This window comes from Pseudomonas sp. AB39(2026), assembly GCF_059831485.1.
This window is the reverse complement of record NZ_CP195212.1, coordinates 363,686-389,713: the sequence shown is the minus strand read 5'-3', so window position 1 is coordinate 389,713 and position 26,028 is coordinate 363,686. Positions and strand designations below refer to the sequence as shown.

Sequence of the window (26,028 nt, the reverse complement as noted above, 5' to 3'; positions counted from 1 at the left end):
GTGGAAGGCACACCTAGGCCGTGAAGCGCAATGCGTGCTAGTATCATAAAGCCACCAGCCAGGTGCCGAATAGCTGCATAAACGTTAAGAATCGTACATGATAAGCCTGGCTGTACATGTTTATGTGGCTGCGCGCCGGGTGTGATCATCCGGGGGGTTGCCTCAATAATCGCTCCATCCGCCAGAAGCAACCTTCTTCACCCACCACCTGCAACCCCATCCGTGCATAAAGCCGCTGCGCCGGATTGTCCTTGAACACCATGAGCCTCAGCCGTGGCAAATGGCGCGCCGCCGCTAGCTCTGTTGCATGAGCCAACACAGCTGCACCTACGCCCTGCCCCCGCGCTTGCTCCACTAGGTGCAATTCGCGTATGTACAAGGCGCGCGGGTCCGCGCTCAAGCTCACGAAACCCACCGGCAAGGCGGCCCGGCGCAGCAGGTAGTTTTCTCGCCATCCCCAGCCAGTGTCGAAATCAATGTCTCGCCACAGCAGCCCGTGGCGGGTGTAGTACGGCATCATGGTGCAACGCGCCAGGCTCCGCGCAAATGCAAGCTCAGCGTCGCCTGCCGGTAGAAACTCCAGGTCCATGGTGTGCTCCACAGCAACATCAGTACGGGCACAGTGGGCATTGCAGCCGTGCCAAGGCTCACGTAAGCTCCAGCCCACCTCAGGAGACACTAACATGCCACACGCCTTGCACACGACCCTTCGCCCTGCCTCTTTGGCCGGCGCAGCTGTGTGTGCTCCTGGTGCCCGTGCCTATGCGTATTTTGGCTATTGGTTTAGCCCTATGCGCGCCTGATCCCCCGATACAGGCGCCCCACTCTTGGGTCGCCTGGCAACGTTTTTCGAAACCCCCGGTCGGCCTTCCGATCGGGGGTTTTGCTTTTTCGGCTTTGCACTTTTAACCGTAACGTCTGGAGTTCACACCATGTACTACGCCCTCTACCGCAGCGTTTCCTCTTACACCTGGCGATTTAGCGAACCCCGTTCGGTACAGCCCGCCGCCTCCGACCGGTCCACCCAAGGTGGCGAAACCCTTGCCCGCTCCAGCCGGCGCTTACGAACACCCTCGACTCACCGCTTGCGTGCCTGACACGCAGCGGGCGATAAGGATCGCACATGAATACCCAGGTCACCCCTTCGCAACTCATCACGTCCCACGTTACCCCTTTGCTTCCCGTTGAACCGTGCCAAGGTATCGGCCAGCGGCTGCCCACGGCGTTCGAACTCCGGCAGGCCTTGCCCCCAACCCCCTCGCTACAGGCGCGTATTGGGCATCAGCGCCAGCAAGTGCGTGACATTCTCGACGGCCGCGACGCCCGCTTGCTGGTGATTACCGGCCCCTGTTCCCTCCATGATCCTGAAAGCGCCCTTGAATACGGTGCGCGGTTGGCCACCCTGGCCGACGCCTTGCAGGACGAGCTGCTGATTGTGATGCGGGCTTACATTGAGAAGCCGCGTACTACGGTAGGCTGGAAGGGCCTCCTATACGACCCGCGCCTGGACGGCAGTGATGACATGTTGCTGGGCCTGACCCTGTCGCGGGAGCTGATGGTGAGCTTGGCCGAACTGGGCCTGCCCTTGGCCGGCGAGCTGCTGCAGCCCATGGCCACCGCCTATTTCGAGGACCTGCTGACATGGGGGGCGGTAGGTGCGCGCACAACTGAATCCCAGGTGCACCGCGAGATGGTCAGTGGCCTGTCTTTGCCCGTAGGGTTCAAGAACGGCACTGATGGCGGCTTGGCCGTGGCGTGCGATGCCATTCGCAGCGCGGCGCACCCGCACCGTCACTTCGGCCTGGACTTGCACGGCCATCCGGCCATCCTGCGCAGCGAAGGGAACCGGGATTGTCACTTGGTGCTGCGTGGCGGCCATGGCGGCCCCAACTACAGCGAACAGCACCTGGCACACGCACGCCTGCGATTGCTCAACGCCGGTGTCAATCCTCGGCTAATCGTAGACTGCAGCCATGCCAACAGTGGCAAGAACCCTGCGCTGCAGCCGGAGGTGCTGGCGGACGTGCTGCGTCAAAGGCGGGCCGGGAACCGGGACGTGGTAGGGGTGATGCTTGAGAGCCATCTGTTCGAAGGGGCTCAACGCCTGGAGGGCGACTTGCGCTATGGGGTATCGGTCACCGATGGCTGCCTGGGCTGGGAAGCCACCGAAGCTGCACTGCGAGCAGCCTGCGGGCGAGCCTGACTTCATGGGCTAGCCTGCAAGGCCGGCTCAGGGTAGGCTGTTGCGTTCATTTACGGAGGAACCTGTACCATGGCCAAAGCCACCGCACGTCACATCCTGGTATCCAGCGAAGACAAGTGCAACGAACTCAAAGCCCAGATCGAGGGCGGCGCAGACTTCGCCGAAATTGCCAAGGCCAATTCCAGCTGCCCGTCCAGCCGCCAAGGTGGCGACCTAGGCTCCTTTGGCCCAGGCCAGATGGTCAAGGAATTCGACACCGTGGTATTCAGCGCACCGGTCAACACCGTGCAAGGCCCGGTGAAAACCCAGTTCGGCTACCACCTGCTGGAAGTGACCAGCCGCCAGGACTGACCCTTTGCAGTATTAAAAAACGGTTCGCCTGGTGCGAGCCGTTTTTTTTCCAGGCGCGGACGTGCATGATGGCAGCCGGACATTCTGCAAACCCGCTCAAGGCAGCCAATGCAATCGGTTTTCAACCTGTTAGGCGGGGCATTGGCCCTGCTGGCCTCGGCCTGTGCCTTTGCCATTCCCCAGCCGGCCCTTACAGTTTATGGCGAACCGCCCAAATACGCTGCAGGGTTTCAACACTTCGACTACGTAAATCCTCAGGCCCCCAAGGGGGGCAGCTTTCGCCGCTCCGCTACGGACATTGGCCAGTTCGATCACCTGATGCCTTATATCGACGCAGGCATTGGGGTTTCACAGGTAGACGGCCTGGTGTACTCACCCCTGGCCGCACGTTCCCTGGATGAGCCCTACACGGTCTATGGCCTGATAGCCAAGGCCATGGAATTGAGCGACGACGGCCTGAGCCTTCGCTTTTACCTCGACCCCCGTGCCCGTTTCGCTGACGATACACCCATCACTGCTGAAGACGTGCGCTACAGTTTCAACCTGTTGATGACCCAGGGCAGCCTGCGCTACCGCGCACAGTTCGCGGACGTGGCTCAGGTGGTAGTAGAGGGCGAACGCCAGGTGCGTTTTGATTTTAAAAACCGCGACAGTCGTACCCTGCCGCTGGAGGTAGCGGCCTTGCCAGTGTTTCCCGAGCACTGGTGGAAAAGCCGGGATTTTGCCAGTGGCGGCGGCTTCGAGGCGCCTTTGGGCAGCGGCCCTTACCGCGTAGGTAAGGTGGATAACGGCCGCAGCATCACGTTTGAGCGTAACCCGAGCTGGTGGGGCAAAGACCTGCCCGTCAGCCGCGGCCTTTACAACTTCGACACCTTCAGCGTGGAGTATTTCGGCGACATCGAAGTGGCCCGTCAGGTACTGCGGGGCGGTGGGTTCGACTACAACCGCGAGTTCTCCGCCACCGCGTACACCATCGGCTACGCCAGCCCTGCCTTGGAGGACGGGCGCCTGCAACGGGCGCACCTGGCCCCAAAAGGCCTGCAGCCCGCCCAAGGTTACGTGTTCAACCTGGCCCGCCCAATATTTCAGGACAGGCGTGTGCGCCGGGCATTGGCCCTGCTCTGGGACTTTGAGTGGAGCAACCGGCAACTCATGCGCAAGATGTACATCCGCCAGCAAAGCTTTTTTTCAAACAGCCCACTGGCTGCGACCCAGCCGCCTACCCCAGCAGAGCTGCAAGTGCTCGAACCCCTGCGCGGCCAGGTGCCGGATGAAGTGTTTGGGCCGGCGTTCCAAGCCCCGAAAACGGATGGCACTGGCTTTATCAGGGACAAGCAATTGCAGGCGTTGCAGCTGCTGGCCGACGCAGGGTGGCACCCGGACGGTGATCGGCTGGTCAATGCCAAGGGCGAGCCTTTGACGTTCACCTTCCTTAATACCCAGAGCAGCCTCGAGCGCCTGCTGCTGCCTTACAAGCGCACGCTGGCACAGATCGGGATCGATTTGCAGATCCGCCGCATCGACCCGTCCCAGTACCTGAACCGGCTGATGGCCCGGGACTACGACATGATTATCGCCGGCTACCCGGTATCGGCATCGCCAGGGCTAGAGCTGGTCAACTATTTCGGTTCGGCTGCTGCGACCGACACCGGCTCGGGTAACTACATGGTGCTGCGCGACCCCGCTGTGGACCGGCTGATCGAAGGCGTCGTCAAAGCCACCACGTTCGACGACATGGTCACCCATGCCCACGCCCTGGACCGTGTACTGCAGTGGAACGACTACTGGATTCCCAATTACTACCCGCCGGGAACCTCCACGGTGTGGTGGAACCGGTTCGGCATCCCCCAGGTTCAGGCAGCCTACGATGAAGCGCCAGAAACCTGGTGGGAGATCAGCCCCACGGCGTTGACCAGTGAGCAGATGGCGCAAAAGGTGCGCCCATGACCGTCTATATCCTGCGACGCCTGTTGCTGATCATTCCTACCCTGGTTGTTATTCTGCTGGTGAATTTCGTGATCGTGCAGGCAGCGCCCGGTGGGCCAGTGGAGCAGGCCATTGCCAGGTTGCAGGGCGTAGGCGCCACAGGCGCAGGGGGCGGAGGGGGCGACAGTGCGCAAGGCAGTTCCCGCGCCAGCCGTGGCCTGGACCCGAAAATGATCCAGGCCATCGAGCGCCAGTACGGGTTCGACAAGCCCGCCCCGGAACGGCTATGGCTGATGCTCAAGCACTATGCCGTGTTCGACTTCGGCAACAGCTTCTTTCGCGGCGCCAAGGTTACTGACCTGATACTGGAAAAAATGCCAGTGACCCTGTCGCTGGGTTTCTGGGCCACGCTCATCACCTACCTGGTGTCTATTCCCTTGGGCATCCAAAAGGCGGTTCGCCATGGTAGCCCTTTTGACGTCTGGAGCAGCACCGCAGTCATTGTCGGCTATGCCATGCCCTCCTTCCTGTTTGCCATGCTGCTGATCGTCGTGTTTTGCGGTGGCACGGGCTTGAACTGGTTCCCGGTACGGGGCCTGGTGTCGGAAAACTTCGATGCGTTATCTGCTATAGGGAAAGTGGCCGACTACTTCTGGCATCTGGTGCTACCCGTCCTTTCTTTGGTGATCGGAGGCTTCGCCAGCCTGACCATCCTGACCAAGAACGCCTTTTTGAATGAGGTCACCCGACAGTATGTGGTCACCGCACGTGCCAAAGGGGTCAGCGAGCGACGGGTGCTGTACGGCCATGTGCTGCGCAATGCCATGCTGTTGGTGGTCGCCGGCCTGCCCCAGGCGTTTATCAGCGTATTTTTCGCCGGCTCGCTGCTGGTGGAAGTCATTTTCTCCCTCGATGGCCTAGGCCGCATGAGTTATGACGCCGCCGTGTCCCGCGACTACCCGGTCGTCTTCGGCTCACTGTTCCTGTTCACACTGTTCGGCCTGCTGATCAAGCTGGTGGGGGACCTGTGCTACACCCTGGTCGACCCCCGTATCGATTTTTCGAGGAACACGTGATGCGCCTGTCTCCGCTGGCGCAGCGGCGCCTGAAACGCTTTCGAAATAACCGCCGGGGCTGGTGGTCCTTGTGGTTGTTCACGGCCCTGTTCGTACTGTGCTTGGGGGCTGAAGACGTGGCCAATGACAAGCCGCTGATGCTCAAAGCAGCTGGTCATTACTATTTTCCCGCCTTCAAGCGTTATACCGAGCAGCAGCTGGGCGGTGTGCTGCCTTTTCAACCGGACTACCGCAGTGACTACGTTCGCCAGTTGGTTGTAGCCCAGGGCGGCTGGATGCTTTTTCCACCCATTGCCTTCGGCCCAGACACGCCCAACTACGACCTCACCACGCCAGCCCCTAGCCCGCCTACAACGATGAACTGGCTGGGTACCGACGACCAGGCCCGCGATGTACTGGCACGGGTGCTATACGGGGCGCGAATCTCGATCCTGTTCGCCGTGGCGTTGACCGTGCTCAGCGCGCTGATCGGGGTAGCCGCTGGTGCCTTGCAAGGCTACTACGGCGGGTGGGTGGACCTGTTCGGCCAGCGTTTGCAGGAGGTATGGTCCGGGCTACCAGTGCTGTACCTGCTGATTATCCTGTCAGGCTTCGTGGAGCCGGGCTTCTGGTGGCTGCTAGGGATCATGACCCTGTTTTCATGGCTGGCTCTGGTGGATGTGGTGCGTGCCGAATTTCTGCGGGGGCGTAGCCTGGAGTACGTAAAAGCCGCCCGTGCGCTGGGGCTGCCAACGCGTAAGGTCATCGTGCGGCATATCTTGCCCAACGCCATGAACGCTACCCTCAGCTACTTGCCCTTTATTCTCACCGGCGCCATCACCACGCTCAGTGCCTTGGACTTTCTGGGCTTCGGCATGCCTGCAGGCAGTGCCTCGCTAGGTGAGCTGATCGCCCAGGGCAAGCAGAACCTGCAAGCGCCATGGCTAGGGCTCACGGCTTTCTTTTCCCTGGCGCTGATTCTCTGCCTGCTGGTGTTTATTGGCGAAGCGTTGCGCGACGCTTTCGACCCCCGTGCCTGAACCGGAACCTGCCATGCCTGAACCCTTGATCGATATTCGCGACCTGTGGATCGCCTTCAATGGCCAGCCCGTGGTGCGCAACCTGTCCCTGAGCCTCCACCCAGGGGAATGCCTGGCGCTGGTGGGCGAATCCGGCTCGGGCAAGTCCGTAACGGCCAACGCCATTTTGCAATTGCTGCCCGCCAATGCCTGCCACAGCCAAGGCAGTATTCGCTACCAAGGCCGGGAACTGCTGGGCGCCGACGTACAGACCCTGCGGGAGATTCGTGGCAATCGCATTGCCATGATCTTCCAGGAGCCCATGACGTCGCTTAACCCGTTGCACACGGTGCAACGGCAGATTGGCGAAACGCTGCTGGTCCACCGAGGCGTCACGGGAGAAGCGGCCAAGGCGCGGATTCTTGAGCTGCTGGGGCTGGTCGGGATCGCCGATCCCGAGTCGCGCCTCAAGGCCTATCCTCACCAGCTGTCTGGTGGGCAACGTCAGCGGGTGATGATCGCCATGGCCCTGGCGTGCGAGCCGGACGTGCTGATCGCTGACGAGCCCACCACCGCCCTGGACGTTACGGTGCAACGCAAGATCCTGACGTTGCTCAAGTCCTTGCAGAAGCGGCTCGGCATGGCATTGCTACTGATCAGTCACGACCTGAACCTGGTGCGCAGCATTGCCCAGCGCGTGTGCGTGATGCGGGGTGGCGAGATCGTGGAACAGGCCACCTGTGAGGACCTGTTCAACGCCCCTCAGCACCCTTACAGCCGTTTGTTGCTGGACGCCGAACCTGCAGGCCAAGCCCTGCCACGAGACACGCGCGAGGCCGTGCTCAAGGTGCAGGACCTGAAAGTCTGGTACGCACTAGGCGGTGGCTGGCTGCGCAAACCCTGGCAGCACATCAAGGCTGTGGACGGCGTTAGCCTGAGTGTGCAACGCGGCAAAACCCTAGGCATCGTGGGTGAGTCCGGCTCAGGCAAGTCCACCCTTGGGCAGGCCATCCTTCGGTTGATCGAGGCTGAAGGCCAGGTCACCTTCGAGGGCCAGGCGTTGCACACGCTCAACCAGGCGCAGATGCGGCCCTGGCGCAAGAAAATGCAAGTGGTGTTCCAAGACCCTTACGGCAGCCTCAGCCCCCGGCTGTCTGTGGCACAGATCATTTCCGAGGGGTTGGAAGTGCACCTGAGTTCCAATGCCCAACAGCGTGATGAGCTGGTCGCCCAGGCACTGCGCGACGTGGGCCTGGACCCAGAGACCCGCCACCGTTACCCCCATGAGTTTTCAGGAGGCCAGCGCCAGCGCATTGCTATTGCCCGGGCGCTGGTGCTCAAGCCGGCACTTATCCTGCTTGACGAGCCTACGTCCGCACTGGACCGCACTGTGCAAAAGCAAGTGGTTGCCCTGCTGCGCCAGTTGCAGGAACGCCATGGCCTGACCTACCTCTTCATCAGCCACGACCTGGCCGTGATTCGTGCACTGGCCCACGACATCATCGTGCTCAAGGATGGCCAAGTGGTAGAACAGGGGCCCAGCCACGCCGTGTTCGAAGCGCCGCAACACCCTTATACCCAGGAATTGCTGGCAGCCTCTGCCTTGGCGCCCTTACCCTGAACCGCTACAGTAGCGACCGCGCCGTTGCTAGCGGCCTATGCCCACCGCCGGATGCCGCCATGACTGCCTCTACCCCTGAACACCCACCGCTCACGTCTGCGCTTGTGCTGCTGTTCGCCTTTTGCTGCGGCGCCATTGTTGCCAATATCTACTACAGCCAGCCCATTATCGAGCTGATTGCACCGGCCATTGGGCTGTCGGCACACGGGGCCAGCCTGGTGGTGTCCCTGACCCAGGTGGGCTATGCCTTGGGGTTGTTTCTGTTGGTGCCACTGGCGGACCTGCTCGAAAACCGCCGGTTGATCCTGGCCACGGTGGTGCTGTCGGCACTCAGCCTGCTGGGGGCGGCCTTCAGTGTACGAGCGGACGTTTTCCTGGCCATTTCACTGTTGATCGGCTTCAGCTCGGTGGCCGTGCAAATGCTGATTCCCATGGCAGCGCACATGGCGCCCGAAGCCAGCCGTGGCCGTGTAGTGGGCAACATCATGAGCGGCCTGATCCTGGGTATTCTGCTGGCACGGCCCGTGGCCAGCGTGGTGGCGGACCACCTAGGCTGGCGGGCGGTGTTTATCGTGGCCGCGGCCGTAAGCGTCGCGATCCTTGCCTTGTTGGCCTTTACCCTGCCACGCCGTCAGCCTGCCCACAGTGCCAGCTACGGCGAACTCCTGCTGTCGATGCTAAAACTGCTCAAACGTTTTCCCGCCCTTCGCGAGCGAGCACTCTACCAAGCCCTTATGTTCGGCGCATTCAGCCTGTTTTGGACGACGGTGCCGGTTGAGTTGACGCGGGTGTACGGCCTTAGCCAGACCCAGATCGCAGTGTTCGCCTTGGTGGGTGCCATTGGTGCAGTGGCGGCGCCCATTGCCGGGCGGCTGGCCGACGCCGGCCATGGGCAGGCTGCCACCTTGCTGGCTCTGGTACTGGCACCGCTGGCCTTCCTGCTAGGGTGGTTGCCCAAAGGCGTGATAGCGCTGGCTATCACGGGGCTAGTATTGGACTTTGCCGTGCAAATGAGCATGGTCACGGGCCAGCGCATCATTTATGAACTGGACGCCAGCAGTCGCGCGCGCTTGAACGGGCTATACGTGACCAGCATTTTCATAGGCGGGGCACTGGGCTCGGCGTTTGCCAGCAGCCTGTACGAGCGTGCCGGTTGGGGCGGCATTGTGGCGCTGGGTATGGCACTGCCTGCCCTAGGGCTGGCGATCTTTGCACTGCGGTGGCGTCGGCGTTCATAGGGCGTTGTGCAACTGCGCCTTCAGAAACTCCACCAGCGCCTGCACTGCACGGGCGCCCTGCCGGTGCTGCGGGTAGAGTGCTGACACGGCCAGGGCCGCTGGCCGGTAGGTATCCAGCACGCGCACCAGGTGGCCTGCCTGCAGTGCATCGCGGACAATGAACAAGGGCAGGTAGGTAATCCCCAGGCCACTGATGGCAGCGTCTCGCAGTACTTCGCCGTTGTTGGCGCGCAAACGCCCGGTCACCTGTATCACCTGCGACTGCCCCCTGTGCTCGAACCGCCACTGGCACACGCGGCCGTGACCGTAGGGCAGGCAGGCGTGCCTGGCCAGATCACCTGGCGTGCCAGGGGTGCCATGGGCGGCCAGGTAATCGGGGCTTGCTACCCACACCCGTTCAACCTGGCCGATACGCCGGGCGATCAGGCTCGAATCCTCTAACTCACCAATGCGCAACGCCAGGTCAAACCCTTCTGCGATCAGGTCCACGGAGCGGTCGCTTAGGTCCACTTCCACGGTCACCTGCGGGTAGCGCTGCATGAACAGCGGAAGCAAGCCGGCCAGGTGCTCTACTGCAAAGGACAATGGGGCGCTAAGGCGTACCGTTCCCCGGGGCTGGCCTTGGGCACTGGCAATACTTTGCTCGACCTGCTCCACTTCGTTCAGCAGCCTAAGCGCTGCCTCATGGTACGCCTGGCCCAGGGGTGTTACATCCAGGCGCCGTGTGGAGCGGTTCAGCAGGCGCACGCCCAGCCTTGCCTCCAGTTGCATCAGGCGCCGACTAACGAGTTGCTTGGATACCCCCAACTGGTCGGCGGCCGCTGTAAAGCTGCCGGACTCCAGCACTTGAGCGAACAGCCGCATGTCTTCGAAGGGGTTCATAAGGGCACCATTGTCAACCTGAGCGAGACAGTATTGCCCGGCTAGCCCGCTTAATACAGCGTACCTACACCGGTACTATGGCCCCTACTGTCTCTACTGGAGTTGCCCAACATGCTAGCACTGCGAAAATCCAGCGACCGCGGCGTGGCTGACCACGGTTGGCTCAAGTCTTTTCACACCTTTTCCTTCGCGTCCTACCGCAACCCACGTGAACAGGGTTTCTCGGACCTGCTGGTCATTAACGATGATCGCGTGGCACCGGCCAGAGGCTTTGGCCAACACCCTCACCGGGACATGGAGATTTTTTCATACGTACTGGAAGGCGAACTGGCCCACGAAGACAGCCTGGGTACAGGTTCGGTGATACGCCCGGGCGACGTGCAGCTGATGAGTGCTGGCACCGGCGTCACCCATAGCGAATTTAATCACTCGGCCAGCGCGCCCGTGCATTTTTTGCAGATCTGGATCGTACCGTCTGAGCAAGGTGCTGCCCCTCGTTACCAGCAGCAACACTTCACGCCTCAGGAAAAACGCGGCCGCTTGCGCCTGATCATTTCGCCAGAAGGCGCAGAGGGTTCCCTGACTGTGCGTCAAGACGCGCGCGTGTATGCGGGGCTATTCCAAGGGGATGAACGCGCCGAGCTGACACTGGCCGAAGAGCGTTACGCTTATGTGCACGTCGCCCAAGGCAGCGTGACCCTCAACGGGCAGGTACTGGTCGAAGGTGACGGCGTGCGGGTGCGAAATGAACGCACCCTAACCCTGACCGATGGCCAGAACGCTGAGGTACTGGTGTTCGACCTAAGGCCCAACGAATTACCAGGCCTGTAACTCGGTCCATACGCCCACCCGCACAGCAAAGCAACTCGACAGGCTAACTGCGGTCAGCTTCATAACCAGCACGGTTACGGAGCCGGCCGTAGGCCGGTCCGCTAATCGACTCATCGTCGACCAAGGACCCAAACCATGCAAGTACCCTCCACCCTGTCACCTGCTGATCGCGAAGCACGCGACCGCCTGAGCACCGACACCATTCGCACCCTGAGCATGGACGCCGTGCAAAAGGCCAACTCTGGCCACCCGGGCACGCCCATGGCCCTCGCGCCGGTGGGCTATACCTTGTGGAGCCGCTTCCTGCGCTATCACCCCAAACATCCCGATTGGCCTAACCGCGACCGCTTTGTGCTGTCAGCTGGGCATGCGTCCATGCTGCTGTACTCCCTTCTGCACCTGGCCGGGGTAGTAGAGATCGATGCCGATGGCAAGCCCACGGGGCAGCCTGCCGTGAGCCTGGAAGACATCAAGCAATTCCGCCAGATGTCGTCCAAAACCCCAGGGCACCCTGAATACCGCATGACCACAGGGGTTGAGACCACCACAGGCCCCCTGGGCCAGGGCTGTGCCAACAGTGTGGGCATGGCCATGGCTGGCCATTGGCTGGGCGAGCGTTTCAACCGCCCTTCCGGCACGTTGTTCGATTACCGGGTGTTCGCGATCTGCGGTGACGGCGACATGATGGAGGGGGTCAGCAGTGAAGCGGCTTCTCTGGCGGGCCACCTGAAACTGGGCAACCTGTGCTGGCTGTACGACAACAACACCATCAGCATTGAAGGGCACACCGAGTTGGCGTTCAGCGAGAACGTCATCACCCGGTTCCAGGGCTATGGCTGGAAGACTGTACACGTCACAGACGCCAACGACACGGCAGCGTTGGCAAACGCCCTGGAAGGGTTTGATGGAAAAGGCGACGCACCGCTGTTGATCGTGGTGGACAGCGTGATCGGCTACGGCGCCCCCAACAAACACAACACAGCAGCTGCCCATGGCGAGCCTTTGGGGGAAGATGAAATTCGCCTGGCCAAGACCGCCTATGGCTGGAACCCTGATGCACAGTTCAGCGTGCCAGACGATGCCAAGGGCTGGCTTGAGGCGCTGCTCATCGAGCGCAACCAAAGCACTTACGAGGCCTGGGAGGCCAGCCTGGCTGCCCTCCAGCAACAAGCGCCTGCCTTGGCTGAGGATCTGAAGCGCATGCGCGCTGGAGAGATGCCTGAAGGCTGGGACGCGGCCATCGAACCATTCCCCACAGACGCCAAGGGCGTAGCCAGCCGCCAGTCTGGCGGCAAGGTGCTTAATGCTTACGCTCAGCGTATCCCCTGGCTGCTGGGGGGCTCGGCTGACCTTTCACCTTCCACCAAAACCAACCTGACGTTTGAAGGCGCGGGCAGCTTCCAGGCTGGGCACTATGCCGGCCGCAACCTGCACTTCGGGGTGCGCGAGCATGCCATGGGCGCCATCGCTAACGGGATGGCGCTGTGTTATGTGCGCCCTTACACCTCCACCTTCCTGGTGTTTAGCGACTACATGAAGCCGCCCATTCGCCTGGCCGCGATCATGGAAGTGCCGGTAGTGTTCGTGTTCACCCATGACTCCATTGGGGTGGGTGAAGACGGCCCTACTCACCAACCCATTGAGCAACTGGCCCAGCTACGGGCAACACCTGGGGTATTGACCCTGCGCCCCGGTGATGCCAATGAAACAGCCCAGGCCTGGAAAGTGGCATTGCAGCAGACCCATAGGCCCTCCTGCATCATTCTCAGCCGCCAACCTCTGCCTACCCTCGACCGTGAACGCTTCGCCAGTGCTGACAACGTGGCCAAGGGCGGCTACGTATTGGCAGACAGCCCTGCCCCTAAGGTGATCCTGCTGGCAACGGGCAGTGAATTGAGCCTGGCCGTGGAGGCTTACGAGCAGCTTAAGGCCCAGGGTGTCGACAGCCGCGTGGTGTCCTTGCCGTGCTGGGAATTGTTCGAAGAACAGGACAAGGCCTATAAGGACAGTGTATTGCCGCCTTCGCTTACGGCGAGGGTCGCCATCGAACAGGCAGGCCCCATGGGTTGGGACCGTTATGTGGGCAATACCGGTGCAAAAGTGGTGATGAGCACATTTGGCGCCTCGGCGCCCATCGGAAAGCTGCAGGCCAAATACGGCTTCACCGTGGATAACGTGGTGAAGCTGGCCAAGGAACAGATCGGGTAAACCTCTGCACCCTGCGCGAATTCCCTGTGGGAGCTCGCGCAGCGGCAGCGGGCGAATGGACAGTCGTCGTACCGCTGCAACCTCCATGCTCTAGGTTCCCGGCCTCAGCCACTGGCTTCGGCCGGCCCTACAGCGATAGTGTTTAAGGCCGATCAGGGCAGCGACGCACTGACTACACGCAACGCCAACCCTTCGTACGGATCAAGCGAGATGGTAAAGGCGCCGCCTTCGCTCAAGTCTCCTTCCACTCGCTCGTTGATGATGTCCACCACCGGTCCCGGTGCAATGCCTGGCAGGTGCAAGGTTTCCACCAGCGACTCACTGCCGAAATTCAACGCCGTAATCTGTGTGCCCCGGCCAGCCGGCAGCTCATGCACCATGATGAGCAACGAGGGATGCTCGGTGTCGGGCACCAGAATCTGCTTGCTGGCCGCGATGTCGTAGGCACGGCGTACCGAGAGAATCTTCTTGAGCTGGGAGGCGAAGGAATCCGGGCGTTGCAGCTGGTCCACGATGCTGCCGTACAGGCTGCGGGCCTTAGGCATGCCGCCCGTGGACACCGTTGCAGTCGGGTCCAGATCGACCAGGTCATAACCCCCTCGGTGAATCCAGCGCGTATCGCCGTCTTCCATCAGGTGGGCTACCTGATCGGCTGGCAACGGCAAAGCACCCGCCAAGTCCCAGCCGGACAAGGCAAACACGCCCGGTTGCATGGCGTTGTACATCACTAGCAGCAGGTGAATGTGCTGGATGCGCTGAATGTCCTCTGCTGTGAGGGTATCCAGGTCACGAATGCCCAAGGCGGCAGTGATGATACTGGCCGTTGTGCAAGACACGCCGTTGGTCACAAACTTGAGGTTGTAAGGGGCGTGTTCACCCGCCAGCCGCTCGTACATCTCTTCACGGATGTGCTCACGAAGGATGTTGCCGGGGAATGTCTGCCCTTGGTACATGAACTGGTCATGGGCATGCAGCGTCCAGAAGTGCACCAGCTCCAGCGTCAGCTCATCGTGGTTCTGCAAGGCATGGATCAAGGAGGCAGGATCTACGTTGAAACGATGCATTTCCTTGAGCATCAGCCGCAGGAACTCCGTGCGGCCTGTGAGCAACGCATGCTGGTAGGCCGGCCGGGTGATAAAGTCGTAGGACAGGTCAGCCCCGCCATGGGACATGGCCGCAATGTCATCGATGGTAAGGTTCAGCTCCTGGAAACTGAAGCCGCCGGCCTTGCGAATGGCGCCCCCCAGCAGCTGGTTGCCATTGACCGACAGCGGGTGGCTTTCGGACCAGGCATTGCCTTCTGGCCGGCGCTCCACCCCTAGGAAGCCGTTGGCATCCAGGCGCAGCACACGAGCGCCCACCACGTCGATGGCGTGCAAGGCGTCGCCAATAATCATTTGCTGTGCGGTAAAGCTGGGGTCTAGCCAGTTCAGCGAGGGCTGCCCTTCCTTGAAGTAGTGCAGGTACACCCAACGCCGTGCCTTGCCGTCTACACCCACGATAACAGGCGTGGCGCTCCAGTCGGTTTCTTTCACCCCTGGCTCGAAGAAGATCACCCGCTGTAGCTGCCCTACGATGTAGTGCTTGTCTCGCAGGGTGTCTACCAGGGCAGGCGATAGGTTCACAGCGTCACGGCCTGCCGGCACCTCAGGTAACAGGGCCCAATCCTCTTCCCGTATTTCCACCATGTGGAACAGGCCGGGGTATTCTTCATAGGCCATCTCCGCCAGGCGCCAGTCTGCGCCTTTGCCCGTATGAGAGGGAATTGCGTCCTCGATCACTACGGCGTTGTGGGCTGCAGCCAGGCGCGCCAGCCCTACCAGTTCAGCCTCTGTGCCTAGCGAGGGGTCGATCTCAAAGCTGATACGGTCAAAGTTGCCGTCAATGGTGGGTGTGTGGGTGCGCCCACGAAGCCCACCTGAGAGCTTGAGCGGACCGTTATGAATGCCCTGAATGCCAATCTCAGACAGCGCATGCCACAGGGTTTCATCGCCCAGCGCCTGCAACACCGAGCCGCCCTCGCGGGTCACGATGGAGGCGGGGTAGGCCGTGAACCAAACCGACGCAATGGCAGTAGCATCCCGCGGACGGGCCTGGGCGAACGGCCGCTGCCATAAACGGGCCTGGCCCGAATACAGCTTTGCACGCTGTTTGGCGGCGTTGAGCATGGAATGCTCCACCAGCCAGCGCACGTGATCCGGATCGGGGGTGGTGGTCATAGAGGTACCTTCCGTTGCAGTGGATTAGGTTCAGAGTGCGAGGCACGACGAACGTTGCATCGGGGCTGTTGGCCTGAGCAACGGTTACCGACGGTTGCACCCTGCAGGCATGGCAGTCATGATTCGTGCCTTGGCCCTAAGAATTGCCAGAGCACAGCGAGCCCGCATGCACTACAGCCACTCCCCCCTTCCTCTTGCACGACGAAGCCCGGTCATAGTGGCGTTGCTACTGATCGTGATCATCGTGCTGTCGTTGGTAGGCTTCGATGTCTGGCAGAGCTGGACCTTGCGCAACCAGACCCTCAACGCAGCCGCGGCCAATGCTTCCAACATGGCGCGCTCTATGGCCGAGCATGCCGGGCACACGTTCGAAGAAGCCGATACCGTACTGATTGGCCTGGTGGAGCGGACGCAGGCCGATGGGGTGAGCGACGATGTGCATCGTCAGCGCCTGCATCGCCTGATGAAACGCTTGACCGGTTCGCTCACTCAGCTCCACGGCTTGTTCATCTATGCCGCTGACGGCCACTGGCTGGTTACCTCTAACGATGACTACCCAGAAGGTGCCAACAACGCTGACCGGGACTACTTCGTTTACCATCGCACCCACGCCGACCTCTCCGCTCACATAGGGCCGGTGATCCGTAGCCGCTCCACCGGTGAGCTTGTCGTCACCCTGTCACGGCGTATCAATGATGCCGAGGGCCGGTTTGCGGGTGTTGCACTGGCGACCCTCAAGGTGGATTACTTCAGGCGCTTCTACGAAAGCTATGCGTTGGACCCCAACGGCGTGATCAGCCTGGCGATGGCCGATGGCACTGTGCTGTTGCGTCGCCCCTACGATGAAACCGTCATCGGCTCCAGCCTCGCCCAAGGTGTAGTGTTCTCCCAGCTATTGCCGGTTACCCACGAGGGTACTCGCATGCTCACCTCCATCGTTGATCGCGTGGAGCGGCTCTACGCTTACCGTCAGGTCAGCCAATACCCCTTGGTGGTACTGGCGGCTGAATCCAAGTCCTTTCTGCTCGCCAACTGGCGCAGTAACCTGCTGCACACCGCATTAGTGATTCTGTTGTTGCTCTCGGCCACAGGCGTGTTTGGGGTGATGTTGATTCGTCAGATACGGCAGACGGCGTTAACCGAGGCTGAATTGCGAGACGCCCATGCAGCCTTGGAACTGATGGCCATGCAGGACAGCCTTACGGGCCTGGCTAACCGGCGGCAACTGGAGGATGCCCTGCCCCGGGAAATTGGCAGGGCACGACGGGATGGCAGCCCCCTGGGGTTGATCATGCTGGACATCGATCACTTCAAGGCGTTTAACGACCTCTATGGTCACCCTGCTGGAGATACTTGCATACGTGAAGTTGGCTTGGCGCTACTTGCTTGCGTTGGCAGGGCGGGTGATCTGGTAGTCCGGTATGGCGGCGAGGAGTTGCTGGTATTGCTGCCCCAATGCGACCTGCCGGGCACAATGCGCGTGGCCGAGCGCATGGTGGAAGCCGTAAGAGGCTTGAACATCCCCCACAGTGGTAGCCCCTACGGCCAGGTGTCTATCAGTGCAGGCGCCTACGTATGGCAGGATACAGAGCTTCCAGCCCGCCCGCAGGCCTTGGTCGAAAGCGCCGACGCCGCGCTGTACCGCGCCAAGGCACAGGGCCGGAACCAGGTGTACCCTACGGCGCCTGCCCCCTGACCACTCTACGCCTGCACCACCCGTAATTGCCCCAACTCCAACAGACTGAAGTACCCTTCGCTCCAGCCAGCAGTATCGATGTGCCATACGTTCCCCAGCCGTCGAGGGCGCCGCAAGGGGGTATGGCCCACTACCACGGCGCGTACGTCGCGCACTTCGCTTTCATCACGCGCCTTGAGGCGCGCCCGCGACCACTGGAAGGTTTCCTCAAGCTCGATCACATAGGGCAAGGCCCCCGACAGGTACTCACGCAGCGTGGTCCAGCTCGGAAATGGGCAGTGAGCATGCACCAGCCCCACCAGCCCCTGGGCGGTCTCGATTTCCAAGGCGACAGGCAACTGGGCGAACCGCTCGGCGTACTCGCGCTGCTGCGACGGTGGGCTTTCCATGAACCAGGCGCCACCACTGCCGAGGTAGTCACGAGGGTCCAACTGCGGGTCTTGGTCCACGTACTGGCGAGTGAGCACTTCGTGGTTACCCTGCACGGCATGGAACCAAGGCTGGTTCAGCCATTCCAGCGCCCTTGGGCTCTCTGGCCCCCGGTCGACCAAGTCGCCTACACTGAATAACCGATCACGGTTTGGATCGAAGCGTGCGCGCTCCAGCGTAGCCTCCAGCCGGCTGAAATGCCCGTGAATGTCGCCTACCGCATAATCACGGCCTTGGGTGTTAGGCCCGTAGTGTTTGAATCGCGCCATGGCGTGCTCCTGTGCCGGCTCGGTCAGTGTTCTGCATTGAGCACCAGCGAACTGCGGATTTCCAGCACCGCCCCTACGTTAGCCTGGTAACCCGCCGGCGTGCCTGCATAGGACAACGCCCAAGCCTTGGCCGGGCCTGCTGCGGCTACCAGGGTTTGCGTGATAACCGGGCCGCCGTTGAGCGTGATGGTGCAGGTGGTTTCTGCAGCAGGTACATCGTTAAGGGTGCTAGCTTTCACCCGTGTGCATGCGCTTTGATAGCCGCCTTGGGAAAAGTTCTTTTGTACAGCAGTGCGCATTTCCAACACCACGCCCGCCACATTGACCACGTGCCCGGGTTCGACTGGGCTTTGGCTCAGTTCCACCACCATGGCAGGGTCGCCATTTGCATCGGGTTTCACTGCACGTTGTCGACTGACTTCACTGCCTGCCTCGACCGGAATGGGCTCTACCTGCCAACCCGGAGGCCAGTCAATCACTGCCTCCCCGGCTATCGCCGTTCCTGCCACGGCAAGGAGAGCACTCAGGTGTATAGCGAAGCGCTTCTGCATGAAAGCGACCTGCCCGCAAAAAGCCCACAGTCTCGCAGCCACTGGACGTTTCGTACAGCACCCTTGGGCATCAATGAAGCACCCCGCCGAATCAGAAGGCGCGTAGGGAACCTTTATCCGGACGGCTACCTCCCTACTGTACCCCTGACAAAAGAGGCAGCGAACATGATTCCCCAAACCCAAGGCACTGAAGAGCAAGGCCCCAGCGGTGTACCCTTCGTAAATGACCCGGCCAAGCCCGCCAATGGCGGCAAAGGCCTGAATGATCCGTTCAATGAGGACCCCGGCTCCGAGCTGGATGACGCGCGCGTGCCTCTGATCGATGAGGACGAGCAACCAGAGTAAGCTCACGTTTGCAGCGGCCAATTCCCCTGAACAGACACTTCGGGGAACTGCCAGCGCTGCGGTTGGGTCGGTATCTTCTGTACTTACCCGAGGCCTACCAATGGAGCTGATCCCTGAGTCCTGGCTGGACCGCATCCCCTTGCCCTGGCTAAGCACCCTGATCGCCGCACTGGCCGCTGTGTTGTTTGTGCTGTTGATTCGCTGGCTGGGGTTAGGCCTGCTGCGCCGTGTGTCCCGCCGCATGTTGCTGGCCAGGCAGCTGATTTCCAAATCCCGCCGCCCTTCTCTTTGGCTGCTACCCCTGCTGGCCTTGCAGTCTGTGTGGACCTCTGCACCGGATGACCTGCTACTCATTAATACCGTCCGCCATGTGAATGGGCTGTTGGTCGTAATGGCCTTCACTTGGCTTGGGGTGCGCTGTGTGGCTGCAGTCGCCGACACTATCTCCATCCGCAACCCGCTGGATATCGAGGACAACCTTACAGCGCGACGCATCCAAACCCAGGTGCGTGTACTGGTACGTTGCCTTAACGTGGTCGTCATTCTGTTTGGCACAGGCTTGATCCTGATGAGCTTTCCGGCTGTCCGCCAAGTCGGCACTAGCTTGCTAGCCTCCGCTGGGCTGGCCGGGCTGGCGGCAGGTTTTGCGGCAAAACCTGTGCTTGGCAACTTGATCGCTGGGCTACAGATCGCCATTTCCCAACCTATTCGCCTGGATGACGTGGTGATCGTGGAAGGCGAATGGGGCCGCATTGAAGAAATCACCGGCAGCTATGTGGTGGTGAAAATCTGGGACGAGCGCCGGCTTGTCGTGCCGCTGACTTACTTCATCGAGAAACCGTTCCAGAACTGGACCCGCAGCGCCTCAAGCCTGATCGGGTCGGTTTTCCTGTGGGTGGATTATTCCATTCCACTGGAAGCATTGCGTACCCAGGTGAAGCTGATCTGCGATGAGATCCCCCACCTGTGGGATGGCCGCGTCTGCGTGCTACAAGTAACCGACACCAGCGAGAAATCCATGCAGTTGCGCATCTTGATCAGCTCCCAGGACTCATCCCGCAACTGGGATGCGCGGTGCCACGTGCGCGAACGCCTGATTACCTTCATCAACCACGAATTTCCTCAATGCCTGCCCCAGCTGCGCGCTGAAATACAGACGAAGACGATCCGCCCCGATGCTCATCAGCCCATCAAGACTGAGGAAATCGAGCGTCAACCACCGGTATGAATGTTGTTCTTATGAGGGGCCCGCTGCGCGGACACTGAGGCGTAGAGATCGATTACAGCGTTTGTTCGGTTGCCGCCATGGACTGAAGCACGACGGTTTTCTGTGCATCGGTCAGGTGGTCCCAGTACTGGGTTTTGACATACATGCCAAGGCCGCCAGCAATATACAAGCACAGCACCACGATGGTCAGAATAGCCAGCGGTGACGTGCCTGATTCGGCGTCATCCGCAGTGGCTGAGGACGTGAACAGGTCCTGGATGCGTTTGAAGAAGTGAGTCAAGTAGAGCAATACTTGGCGACCCATGATGATCGTTCGAACCTCGCTTAAAGACGGAAATAAGGTAAGTGGCAGGCCTGGCGAACCCCATAAGTCTGCCGGCTGTCAACAGTTGTATGATAACTGAATGTGAAGTAACCAAATAGTTAGCCTGCTTGGCATTACGACGAACGTCATGCGGCAATCCGCCTCACCCCCCTTTATTTGCCGGGCCTAGGCGCCCTTCGCACACGGGAGACTCCATGCATTATCGCGTATTGGGCAACACCGAACTCAAAGTCAGCGCCATTGCGCTGGGTACCATGACCTGGGGCGAACAGAACACCCAGCAGGAAGCCTTCGAGCAGATCCGCCTGGCCAAAGACGCTGGGGTAACCTTGATGGACACCGCCGAGATGTATCCCGTACCACCTCGCGGCGAGACGTATACCAAAACCGAACAGATTATCGGCAACTATTTCCGCGAGCATGGAGACCGAGCGGATTGGGTACTGGCCAGCAAGGTTGCCGGCCCGGGCCGCATGGACCATATTCGCGATGGCAACCCGCGCCTGGACCGCAAAAACATTATAGCGGCCTTGGATGCCTCGCTTAAACGCTTGAATACAGACTACCTGGACCTCTACCAACTGCATTGGCCAGACCGCAAAACCAACTTCTTCGGCGTCTTGGGCTACCAGCACGATGCCGACGATGTGTTTACCCCTATCGAGGAAACCCTTGAGGTGCTGGATGAGGTGGTGAAAGCCGGCAAAGTGCGCCATATCGGCCTGTCCAACGAAACTCCGTGGGGCACCCAGCGTTTCCTGCACCTGGCGCAAACCCGTGGCTGGCCGCGTGCAGTGTCTATCCAGAACCCCTACAACCTGCTCAATCGCAGCTTCGAGGTCGGCCTGGCAGAGATCGCCCTGCGCGAGTCCATCGGCCTGCTGGCGTATTCACCGTTGGCGTTTGGTGTGCTGTCGGGTAAATACCTGCAAGGCGCTCGCCCTTCCACAGGTCGCCTTACGTTGTTCGAGCGTTTTCAGCGTTACAACAACCCACAGGCGGAGGCCGCTGCAGCTGCCTATGTGGCGCTGGCCCGCGAGCATGGGTTGGACCCTGCGCAAATGGCGTTGCAGTTCGTGACCGAACAGCCCTTTGTGACCAGCAATATCATCGGGGCTACCACCCTTGAACAATTGCGCAGCAACTTGGGCAGCATTGACGTGACGCTGAGCGACGATGTACGTGCAGGCCTTGAGGCCATCCACAAGCAATATCCCAACCCAGCGCCGTGATCCCATGCCCGGTGTCGCATGCGGCGCCGGGCTAGCCGACAGAACCATTCGCCATATAGCCGCGTCGTAACAGAACATCAATACGACGAAGGCTTATCCCATGCACCTGCCCCCCCACGCCCGCTTCAAACCCTATACCCATTCGGCAGGCGGTTGGGGGTCGGCCCACTCTGTAGCTAACATCCTGTTTCGTGAGCGAATTCCTGCCAAAGCCGCTTTGGCGTTGTTCAAGCAAAACAAACCTGATGGCTTCTCGTGTGTCAGCTGCGCCTGGGCCAAGCCAGATAATCCCCACTTGCTAGAGTTCTGCGAAAACGGCGCCAAAGCCACGGCATGGGAGCTGACCTCGCTGCGCGCTGATGAAGACTTCTTCAGCAAACATACCTTAGCCGAACTCCGAACCTGGCCAGACTACGACTTGGAGCAGCGCGGCCGGCTGACCCGCCCCATGCGCTACGATGCCGCTACGGATACCTACAAGCCCGTTTCCTGGGCCGAAGCCTTCGCCGCCATCGGTCAAACCCTCAAGGCATTGCCGCGTGAGAGCGTGGTGTTCTACGCCTCGGGCCGGGCCTCGCTAGAAACCTCGTTCATGTACCAGTTGATGGCCCGGTCATACGGCAATAACCACCTGCCTGACAGCAGCAACATGTGCCATGAAAGTACCTCAGTGGGGTTGCAGGAAAGCATCGGCGTACCTGTTGGCACCGTGACCCTCAATGACTTCAAGCACACCGATTGCTTCCTGTTCTTTGGCCAGAACGTAGGAAGCAATAGCCCGCGCATGCTTCATCCTTTGCAGGAGGCCCGTAAGCGCGATGCCCAGATCATCACCTTCAACCCGCTGCGTGAACGGGGACTGGAGCGGTTCGTCAACCCTCAGAACCCCCTGGAAATGCTAGGCCCTGACTCTACCCCAATCAGTACCCAGTACCACCAGGTGGCGCTTGGCGGAGACCTGGCCGCCATGGCCGGTATGATCAAGGCATTGCTCGCGCTGGAAGCTGAAGCCGTAGCTGCCCATAAACCCAGTGTGCTGGACCATGCCTTTATCGCTGAACACACCACAGGGTTTGACGCCTTGGTGCAACAAATCGAGGGCTACTCTTGGGCTGAGCTGGAGCGCCGCTCCGGGCTGGGCCGCAGTGCACTGGAAGCCGCCGCCCGGGTGTATGCGCAAAGTGAGCGCGTCATGGGCGTGTACGGCATGGGCCTGACCCAGCACCGCCATGGCGTGGCCAACGTGCAGATGCTGGTCAACCTGCTGTTGCTTCGCGGCAACATAGGCAAGCCTGGTGCCGGTATTTGCCCTGTACGCGGGCATTCCAATGTGCAAGGCCAACGTACGGTGGGTATTACCGAAGACCCTAAAAAAGTGCCTGGCGAACTCATCCAGCAGGTGCTGGGCGTCACCGTGCCGGAAGAGAAAGGCTTCTGTACGGTAGAGGCGTGCGAAGGGCTGCTGGACGGTCGCGTTAAAGGCTTTATTGGGCTGGGCGGCAACTTCATCCGTGCTGTACCTGATACCTCTCGTTTGGAACCTGCTTGGCAGCAACTCGACCTCAATGTGCAGATCGCCACCAAGCTCAATCGCAGCCACCTGTTGCCCGGTACAAACATGTGGCTGTTGCCGTGCCTGGGGCGCATCGAGATCGATCGCCAGAACGGTGTGGAGCAGCAATGGGCCATCGAAGACAGCACAGGCTGTATCCATGGCTGGCATGGCCACAGTGAACCCGCCAGCGAGCATCTGCTGTCTGAACCGGCCATCGTGGCAGGCATCGCCGAGGCCACACTGGAGGCAAACCCCAAGCTCGACTGGAACGCCTGGCGCCAGGACTACCGCAAAGTGCGGGAAGCTATCGCGGCGGTCTATCCCGACATCTTCCATAACCTGGAAGTGCGCATGGCCGAACCTGGTGGTTTTCATCGCCCCCTGGCGGCTACCAAGCGGGAATGGAACACCGAGAGTGGCAAAGCACAGTTCACCCTCATGCCTACCCTGGATGCCGACGATGACGTCAATGCCGGTACAGGCCGCCGTGACGTGCTGCAGCTGATGACCATGCGCAGCAATGACCAGTTCAATACCACTATTTATGGCTACGACGACCGTTTCCGCGGTGTGAATGGCACCCGTAAAGTGCTGTTCATGAACACCAACGACATCGCGCGCCTGGGCTTCGTGGCGGGCGACTGGGTCAAAGTCACCACAGCCGTGGAAACAGCAGTGTCACGGGTGGTGGGCCCCCTGCAAGTGCTGCCCTATGATATTCCGGAAGGCTGCTGCGGTGGTTATTACCCGGAGTGCAATCCGTTGGTACCGCTGTGGCACCACGCTGAGAAAAGCAAGGTCCCTGCGTCCAAGGCGATTCCAGTGACCTTGATGAAAGTGCCTGTGGAGGCCGGGGCCGTGCCGATTGACTTGAAGCGCGCCTAGGGCTCACGGTTAGGTATCCGCGCCAGTCCGTGGCTGGCGCTGGGGCCTTCAGTGACGTGCACAAGCCTAGGCGTTGAGGTTGACCACCCCTGCCCCCTCGATATTGACCGTAACGCCCTGCACCTCGATGGTCCCGTCCTGTTTAAGCCTGAGCATACTTTTTCCAACTTCGAGGGTGATCTGTGTAGCCGCGGTGAAGTGGATAGCACCCGCCTGCGTCTCAACCCTATAACCGCCTTCCTCTACGGTGACGTTAACGCTTTTGCGGACGGTTTCCACATGGTCGCCCTGTACCGAAACGCAGCGAGTTCCTCCTACCCGCTGAAGGTCATCGGCCTCTACCTCTGTCAACATTTCACGCTCGGCATGAATGCACAGTTGCTCTGCGCCGAGCTTGTCTTCGAATCGCAAGAAATTGGCCTGTGACGCTTGGCCTTTGATAGACCGAGTCATCATGCCGCTTTGGGTCTTGTTGGCCGGCAGCTCCCAGGGCGGCGAGTTGCTGGCGTTATACAAACTGCCCGTGACCAGGGGGCGATCAGGGTTTCCCTCAAGGAACTCAACCACCACCTCATCACCCACACGCGGAATGCGAATGCTGCCAAACCCTGCGCTGGCAGCGGGCTGAACGACTCGAACCCAACAGGAGCTTTGATCATTGAACTGGCCATACCGGTCCCAGTGGAACTGGACCTTGATACGGCCCATGGCATCGGTATAAATCTCTTCGCCCTTGGGGCCGACCACTACCGCCGTTTGAGGCCCCATGATGGTAGGCCTGAGCCTGTTCAATGCAGGGCGAAAAGGCACTTTCGCCCGCACACACTCAAATGTATTGCTGTACTGAGCGCTCTGGTGGGAAAGGTAGTTGTTCATGCCTGAATGGTGGACAGCCATGGGCAGGAATATGCGGTCATCGGCCAGGCCCTTGTCGTGTTCATAATGGCCCTGGAGTTCAAAGGTGTGGCCTACACGTAGCGCCCGGCAATCGCTACCCCCTTTGAACGCTTTGCCGCCCAGCTCCAGCAGCTCGATCCGCCGGCGCAACAGCGCCTCCCCTTCTTCGTAATTCTGATGGGTGTAGTGGCCCATGTAGTCATACAGTTCGAACGTAGGCGCATCCCCTTGCTGGTTCAACGTTTTCATATGAACAGGCAGGCGATTCCGGGGCTGCCGGTAATCGAAGGTTTGCGTTGCCAGGGCCCCCGAATGAAGCGAACGTGCCGCCGTCCATTCAAAGATCGACCCTACTTCTGCCATACCGATATCAGGTTGATAGGCGATGACGGGATGTTCCGGGAGGGCGGAAAAAAGGGTGGTATCGTCGCCTATGATCATTCTGTGGCTGTCGGCCGTATGAACAAAGTAGAAGTACAGCCCTTCGTCTTCCAGCAGGCGCAATACAAAGTGGTAATCGCTTTCACGATACTGGGTAACGTAACTGCGCACCTTCAACGGTTTGGCCAGCTGAAACTCATAGTTAGCCAAGGTTGAATAACGGGAAAACACGTCACTCACCACCTCCGCTACGGTTTTCTCGTGGAAAATACGCGCGTCGTACCGCTGTTCCAGCAAGCTCAACCAAGAGCCCAGTACTGCCGAGTAATGGCACGTGCCGTCATCGCTGCGCAGCTTGCTGAAGCCTGAGATCACCCCATTGATAAACCGGCTACCACCGTCTTCCAGCCGAATTTCCACCGTGGCCGGCTGACCTAGAGCCGACTTCAGCTTGATGTTACGGTCTTCAGATACCAGATCCAGCCTGAAACCGAAATCCTCGGACAGCCCCTCAGCGCCGGTAAATGAAGACAACACGAGTTCATGCTCAGACTTCACGGTGGTATGCAATTGGAACAGGCGGTTTTCCTGGGCGGTGAAGAGTGAGGCTAAACGGTCAAGCATGCGCAACTCCTTGTCATAGGGATAGGCCGACACCCCGTGCCGGATGGGTCAGTTGAGT

At 60.4% G+C, this 26,028-nt stretch carries 22 protein-coding genes; 15 read left to right on the top strand and 7 right to left on the bottom strand.

All coding sequences use genetic code 11. The annotated features are described in order from the left end of the window. Nucleotides 1-145: 145 nt before the first annotated feature. The gene (locus ACSAMW_RS01660) at nt 146-589 is read right to left on the bottom strand and encodes a GNAT family N-acetyltransferase (protein WP_500593936.1); all 444 of its coding nucleotides are present in this window, start codon (nt 587-589) and stop codon (nt 146-148) included. A gap of 343 nt (nt 590-932) precedes the next feature. Between ACSAMW_RS01660 and ACSAMW_RS01655 the strand changes: the two genes are divergently transcribed. From ACSAMW_RS01655 to ACSAMW_RS01620, 8 genes are all read left to right on the top strand, one after another. Further along, nucleotides 933-1,097, top strand: a complete 165-nt coding sequence (locus ACSAMW_RS01655) for a hypothetical protein (protein WP_500592367.1) — start codon at nt 933-935, stop codon at nt 1,095-1,097. 26 nt (nt 1,098-1,123) lie between these two features. Beyond that, complete coding sequence (locus tag ACSAMW_RS01650) at nt 1,124-2,203, top strand: 3-deoxy-7-phosphoheptulonate synthase (RefSeq protein WP_500592366.1); 1,080 nt, start codon at nt 1,124-1,126, stop codon at nt 2,201-2,203. A 69-nt stretch (nt 2,204-2,272) separates the two neighbouring features. Then, entirely contained in the window at nt 2,273-2,554 is a 282-nt protein-coding gene (locus tag ACSAMW_RS01645; protein ID WP_003417019.1) for a peptidylprolyl isomerase, read from the top strand. A gap of 108 nt (nt 2,555-2,662) precedes the next feature. Beyond that, entirely contained in the window at nt 2,663-4,501 is a 1,839-nt protein-coding gene (locus tag ACSAMW_RS01640) for an extracellular solute-binding protein (RefSeq protein ID WP_500592365.1), read from the top strand. Then, complete coding sequence (locus tag ACSAMW_RS01635) at nt 4,498-5,556, top strand: microcin C ABC transporter permease YejB (RefSeq protein WP_500592364.1); 1,059 nt, start codon at nt 4,498-4,500, stop codon at nt 5,554-5,556. The genes ACSAMW_RS01640 and ACSAMW_RS01635 overlap by 4 nt, the downstream gene beginning before the upstream one ends. Continuing rightward, entirely contained in the window at nt 5,553-6,575 is a 1,023-nt protein-coding gene (locus ACSAMW_RS01630; protein WP_500592363.1) for an ABC transporter permease, read from the top strand. Before ACSAMW_RS01635 ends, ACSAMW_RS01630 begins: the two co-directional genes overlap by 4 nt. Before the next feature lie 13 nt (nt 6,576-6,588). After that, the gene (locus ACSAMW_RS01625; RefSeq protein ID WP_500592362.1) at nt 6,589-8,175 is read left to right on the top strand and encodes an ABC transporter ATP-binding protein; all 1,587 of its coding nucleotides are present in this window, start codon (nt 6,589-6,591) and stop codon (nt 8,173-8,175) included. Nucleotides 8,176-8,234: 59 nt separating this feature from the next. Continuing rightward, on the top strand, nt 8,235-9,413 hold the full coding sequence (locus tag ACSAMW_RS01620; protein WP_500592361.1) for an MFS transporter: 1,179 nt from the start codon (nt 8,235-8,237) through the stop codon (nt 9,411-9,413). On the opposite strand, the gene ACSAMW_RS01615 is transcribed toward ACSAMW_RS01620, so the two are convergent. After that, entirely contained in the window at nt 9,408-10,295 is an 888-nt protein-coding gene (locus ACSAMW_RS01615; protein WP_500592360.1) for a LysR family transcriptional regulator, read from the bottom strand. The two genes, ACSAMW_RS01620 and ACSAMW_RS01615, sit on opposite strands and share 6 nt — an antisense overlap. Before the next feature lie 111 nt (nt 10,296-10,406). Here ACSAMW_RS01615 and ACSAMW_RS01610 point away from each other — a divergent pair, with 111 nt between their 5' ends. Together ACSAMW_RS01610 and tkt are read left to right on the top strand one after the other, a co-directional pair. Beyond that, the gene (locus tag ACSAMW_RS01610) at nt 10,407-11,126 is read left to right on the top strand and encodes a pirin family protein (protein ID WP_168080908.1); all 720 of its coding nucleotides are present in this window, start codon (nt 10,407-10,409) and stop codon (nt 11,124-11,126) included. Between the two features lie 135 nt (nt 11,127-11,261). Next, the gene (gene tkt / locus ACSAMW_RS01605) at nt 11,262-13,334 is read left to right on the top strand and encodes a transketolase (protein ID WP_500592359.1); all 2,073 of its coding nucleotides are present in this window, start codon (nt 11,262-11,264) and stop codon (nt 13,332-13,334) included. A 152-nt stretch (nt 13,335-13,486) separates the two neighbouring features. Here the strand turns inward: tkt and treS are convergent, their stop codons facing one another. Then, nucleotides 13,487-15,553, bottom strand: coding sequence for a maltose alpha-D-glucosyltransferase (gene treS / locus ACSAMW_RS01600; protein ID WP_500592358.1), 2,067 nt, complete (start codon nt 15,551-15,553; stop codon nt 13,487-13,489). A 118-nt stretch (nt 15,554-15,671) separates the two neighbouring features. Between treS and ACSAMW_RS01595 the strand changes: the two genes are divergently transcribed. Next, entirely contained in the window at nt 15,672-17,249 is a 1,578-nt protein-coding gene (locus tag ACSAMW_RS01595; RefSeq protein WP_500592357.1) for a GGDEF domain-containing protein, read from the top strand. 5 nt (nt 17,250-17,254) lie between these two features. Here the strand turns inward: ACSAMW_RS01595 and ACSAMW_RS01590 are convergent, their stop codons facing one another. Both ACSAMW_RS01590 and ACSAMW_RS01585 read right to left on the bottom strand, forming a co-directional pair. Continuing rightward, nucleotides 17,255-17,947, bottom strand: a complete 693-nt coding sequence (locus tag ACSAMW_RS01590; protein WP_500592356.1) for a metallophosphoesterase — start codon at nt 17,945-17,947, stop codon at nt 17,255-17,257. Between the two features lie 23 nt (nt 17,948-17,970). Further along, nucleotides 17,971-18,426: a DUF4946 domain-containing protein gene (locus ACSAMW_RS01585; protein ID WP_500592355.1), complete on the bottom strand. Its 456-nt coding sequence runs from the start codon at nt 18,424-18,426 to the stop codon at nt 17,971-17,973. Nucleotides 18,427-18,663: 237 nt separating this feature from the next. Here ACSAMW_RS01585 and ACSAMW_RS01580 point away from each other — a divergent pair, with 237 nt between their 5' ends. Both ACSAMW_RS01580 and ACSAMW_RS01575 read left to right on the top strand, forming a co-directional pair. Beyond that, nucleotides 18,664-18,843 carry a hypothetical protein gene (locus ACSAMW_RS01580; RefSeq protein ID WP_500592354.1) on the top strand — a complete coding sequence of 60 codons (180 nt, stop codon included), beginning with the start codon at nt 18,664-18,666 and terminating at the stop codon, nt 18,841-18,843. Nucleotides 18,844-18,943: 100 nt separating this feature from the next. Beyond that, complete coding sequence (locus ACSAMW_RS01575; RefSeq protein ID WP_500592353.1) at nt 18,944-20,071, top strand: mechanosensitive ion channel family protein; 1,128 nt, start codon at nt 18,944-18,946, stop codon at nt 20,069-20,071. Between the two features lie 52 nt (nt 20,072-20,123). Here the strand turns inward: ACSAMW_RS01575 and ACSAMW_RS01570 are convergent, their stop codons facing one another. Further along, the gene (locus tag ACSAMW_RS01570) at nt 20,124-20,375 is read right to left on the bottom strand and encodes a hypothetical protein (protein WP_168080883.1); all 252 of its coding nucleotides are present in this window, start codon (nt 20,373-20,375) and stop codon (nt 20,124-20,126) included. 215 nt (nt 20,376-20,590) lie between these two features. On the opposite strand from ACSAMW_RS01570, the gene ACSAMW_RS01565 reads away from it, so the two are divergent. Beyond that, a complete protein-coding gene (locus ACSAMW_RS01565; RefSeq protein ID WP_500592352.1) occupies nt 20,591-21,628 on the top strand; it encodes an NADP(H)-dependent aldo-keto reductase in 1,038 nt (345 codons plus the stop codon). A gap of 100 nt (nt 21,629-21,728) precedes the next feature. Next, nucleotides 21,729-24,068 carry an FdhF/YdeP family oxidoreductase gene (locus tag ACSAMW_RS01560; protein WP_500592351.1) on the top strand — a complete coding sequence of 780 codons (2,340 nt, stop codon included), beginning with the start codon at nt 21,729-21,731 and terminating at the stop codon, nt 24,066-24,068. Nucleotides 24,069-24,134: 66 nt separating this feature from the next. On the opposite strand, the gene tssI is transcribed toward ACSAMW_RS01560, so the two are convergent. Continuing rightward, nucleotides 24,135-25,970, bottom strand: a complete 1,836-nt coding sequence (gene tssI, locus ACSAMW_RS01555; RefSeq protein ID WP_500592350.1) for a type VI secretion system tip protein TssI/VgrG — start codon at nt 25,968-25,970, stop codon at nt 24,135-24,137. Between the last annotated feature and the right edge of the window lie 58 nt (nt 25,971-26,028).

What these genes read in the sequence shown, in the direction of transcription:
- ACSAMW_RS01660 (WP_500593936.1), bottom strand. Translation starts at nt 589, where the DNA reads ATGGACCTGGAGTTTCTACCGGCAGGCGACGCTGAGCTTGCATTTGCG.
- ACSAMW_RS01655 (WP_500592367.1), top strand. Translation starts at nt 933, where the DNA reads ATGTACTACGCCCTCTACCGCAGCGTTTCCTCTTACACCTGGCGATTT.
- ACSAMW_RS01650 (WP_500592366.1), top strand. Translation starts at nt 1,124, where the DNA reads ATGAATACCCAGGTCACCCCTTCGCAACTCATCACGTCCCACGTTACC.
- ACSAMW_RS01645 (WP_003417019.1), top strand. Translation starts at nt 2,273, where the DNA reads ATGGCCAAAGCCACCGCACGTCACATCCTGGTATCCAGCGAAGACAAG.
- ACSAMW_RS01640 (WP_500592365.1), top strand. Translation starts at nt 2,663, where the DNA reads ATGCAATCGGTTTTCAACCTGTTAGGCGGGGCATTGGCCCTGCTGGCC.
- ACSAMW_RS01635 (WP_500592364.1), top strand. Translation starts at nt 4,498, where the DNA reads ATGACCGTCTATATCCTGCGACGCCTGTTGCTGATCATTCCTACCCTG.
- ACSAMW_RS01625 (WP_500592362.1), top strand. Translation starts at nt 6,589, where the DNA reads ATGCCTGAACCCTTGATCGATATTCGCGACCTGTGGATCGCCTTCAAT.
- ACSAMW_RS01620 (WP_500592361.1), top strand. Translation starts at nt 8,235, where the DNA reads ATGACTGCCTCTACCCCTGAACACCCACCGCTCACGTCTGCGCTTGTG.
- ACSAMW_RS01615 (WP_500592360.1), bottom strand. Translation starts at nt 10,295, where the DNA reads ATGAACCCCTTCGAAGACATGCGGCTGTTCGCTCAAGTGCTGGAGTCC.
- ACSAMW_RS01610 (WP_168080908.1), top strand. Translation starts at nt 10,407, where the DNA reads ATGCTAGCACTGCGAAAATCCAGCGACCGCGGCGTGGCTGACCACGGT.
- tkt (WP_500592359.1), top strand. Translation starts at nt 11,262, where the DNA reads ATGCAAGTACCCTCCACCCTGTCACCTGCTGATCGCGAAGCACGCGAC.
- treS (WP_500592358.1), bottom strand. Translation starts at nt 15,553, where the DNA reads ATGACCACCACCCCCGATCCGGATCACGTGCGCTGGCTGGTGGAGCAT.
- ACSAMW_RS01595 (WP_500592357.1), top strand. Translation starts at nt 15,672, where the DNA reads ATGATTCGTGCCTTGGCCCTAAGAATTGCCAGAGCACAGCGAGCCCGC.
- ACSAMW_RS01590 (WP_500592356.1), bottom strand. Translation starts at nt 17,947, where the DNA reads ATGGCGCGATTCAAACACTACGGGCCTAACACCCAAGGCCGTGATTAT.
- ACSAMW_RS01580 (WP_500592354.1), top strand. Translation starts at nt 18,664, where the DNA reads ATGATTCCCCAAACCCAAGGCACTGAAGAGCAAGGCCCCAGCGGTGTA.
- ACSAMW_RS01575 (WP_500592353.1), top strand. Translation starts at nt 18,944, where the DNA reads ATGGAGCTGATCCCTGAGTCCTGGCTGGACCGCATCCCCTTGCCCTGG.
- ACSAMW_RS01570 (WP_168080883.1), bottom strand. Translation starts at nt 20,375, where the DNA reads ATGGGTCGCCAAGTATTGCTCTACTTGACTCACTTCTTCAAACGCATC.
- ACSAMW_RS01565 (WP_500592352.1), top strand. Translation starts at nt 20,591, where the DNA reads ATGCATTATCGCGTATTGGGCAACACCGAACTCAAAGTCAGCGCCATT.
- ACSAMW_RS01560 (WP_500592351.1), top strand. Translation starts at nt 21,729, where the DNA reads ATGCACCTGCCCCCCCACGCCCGCTTCAAACCCTATACCCATTCGGCA.
- tssI (WP_500592350.1), bottom strand. Translation starts at nt 25,970, where the DNA reads ATGCTTGACCGTTTAGCCTCACTCTTCACCGCCCAGGAAAACCGCCTG.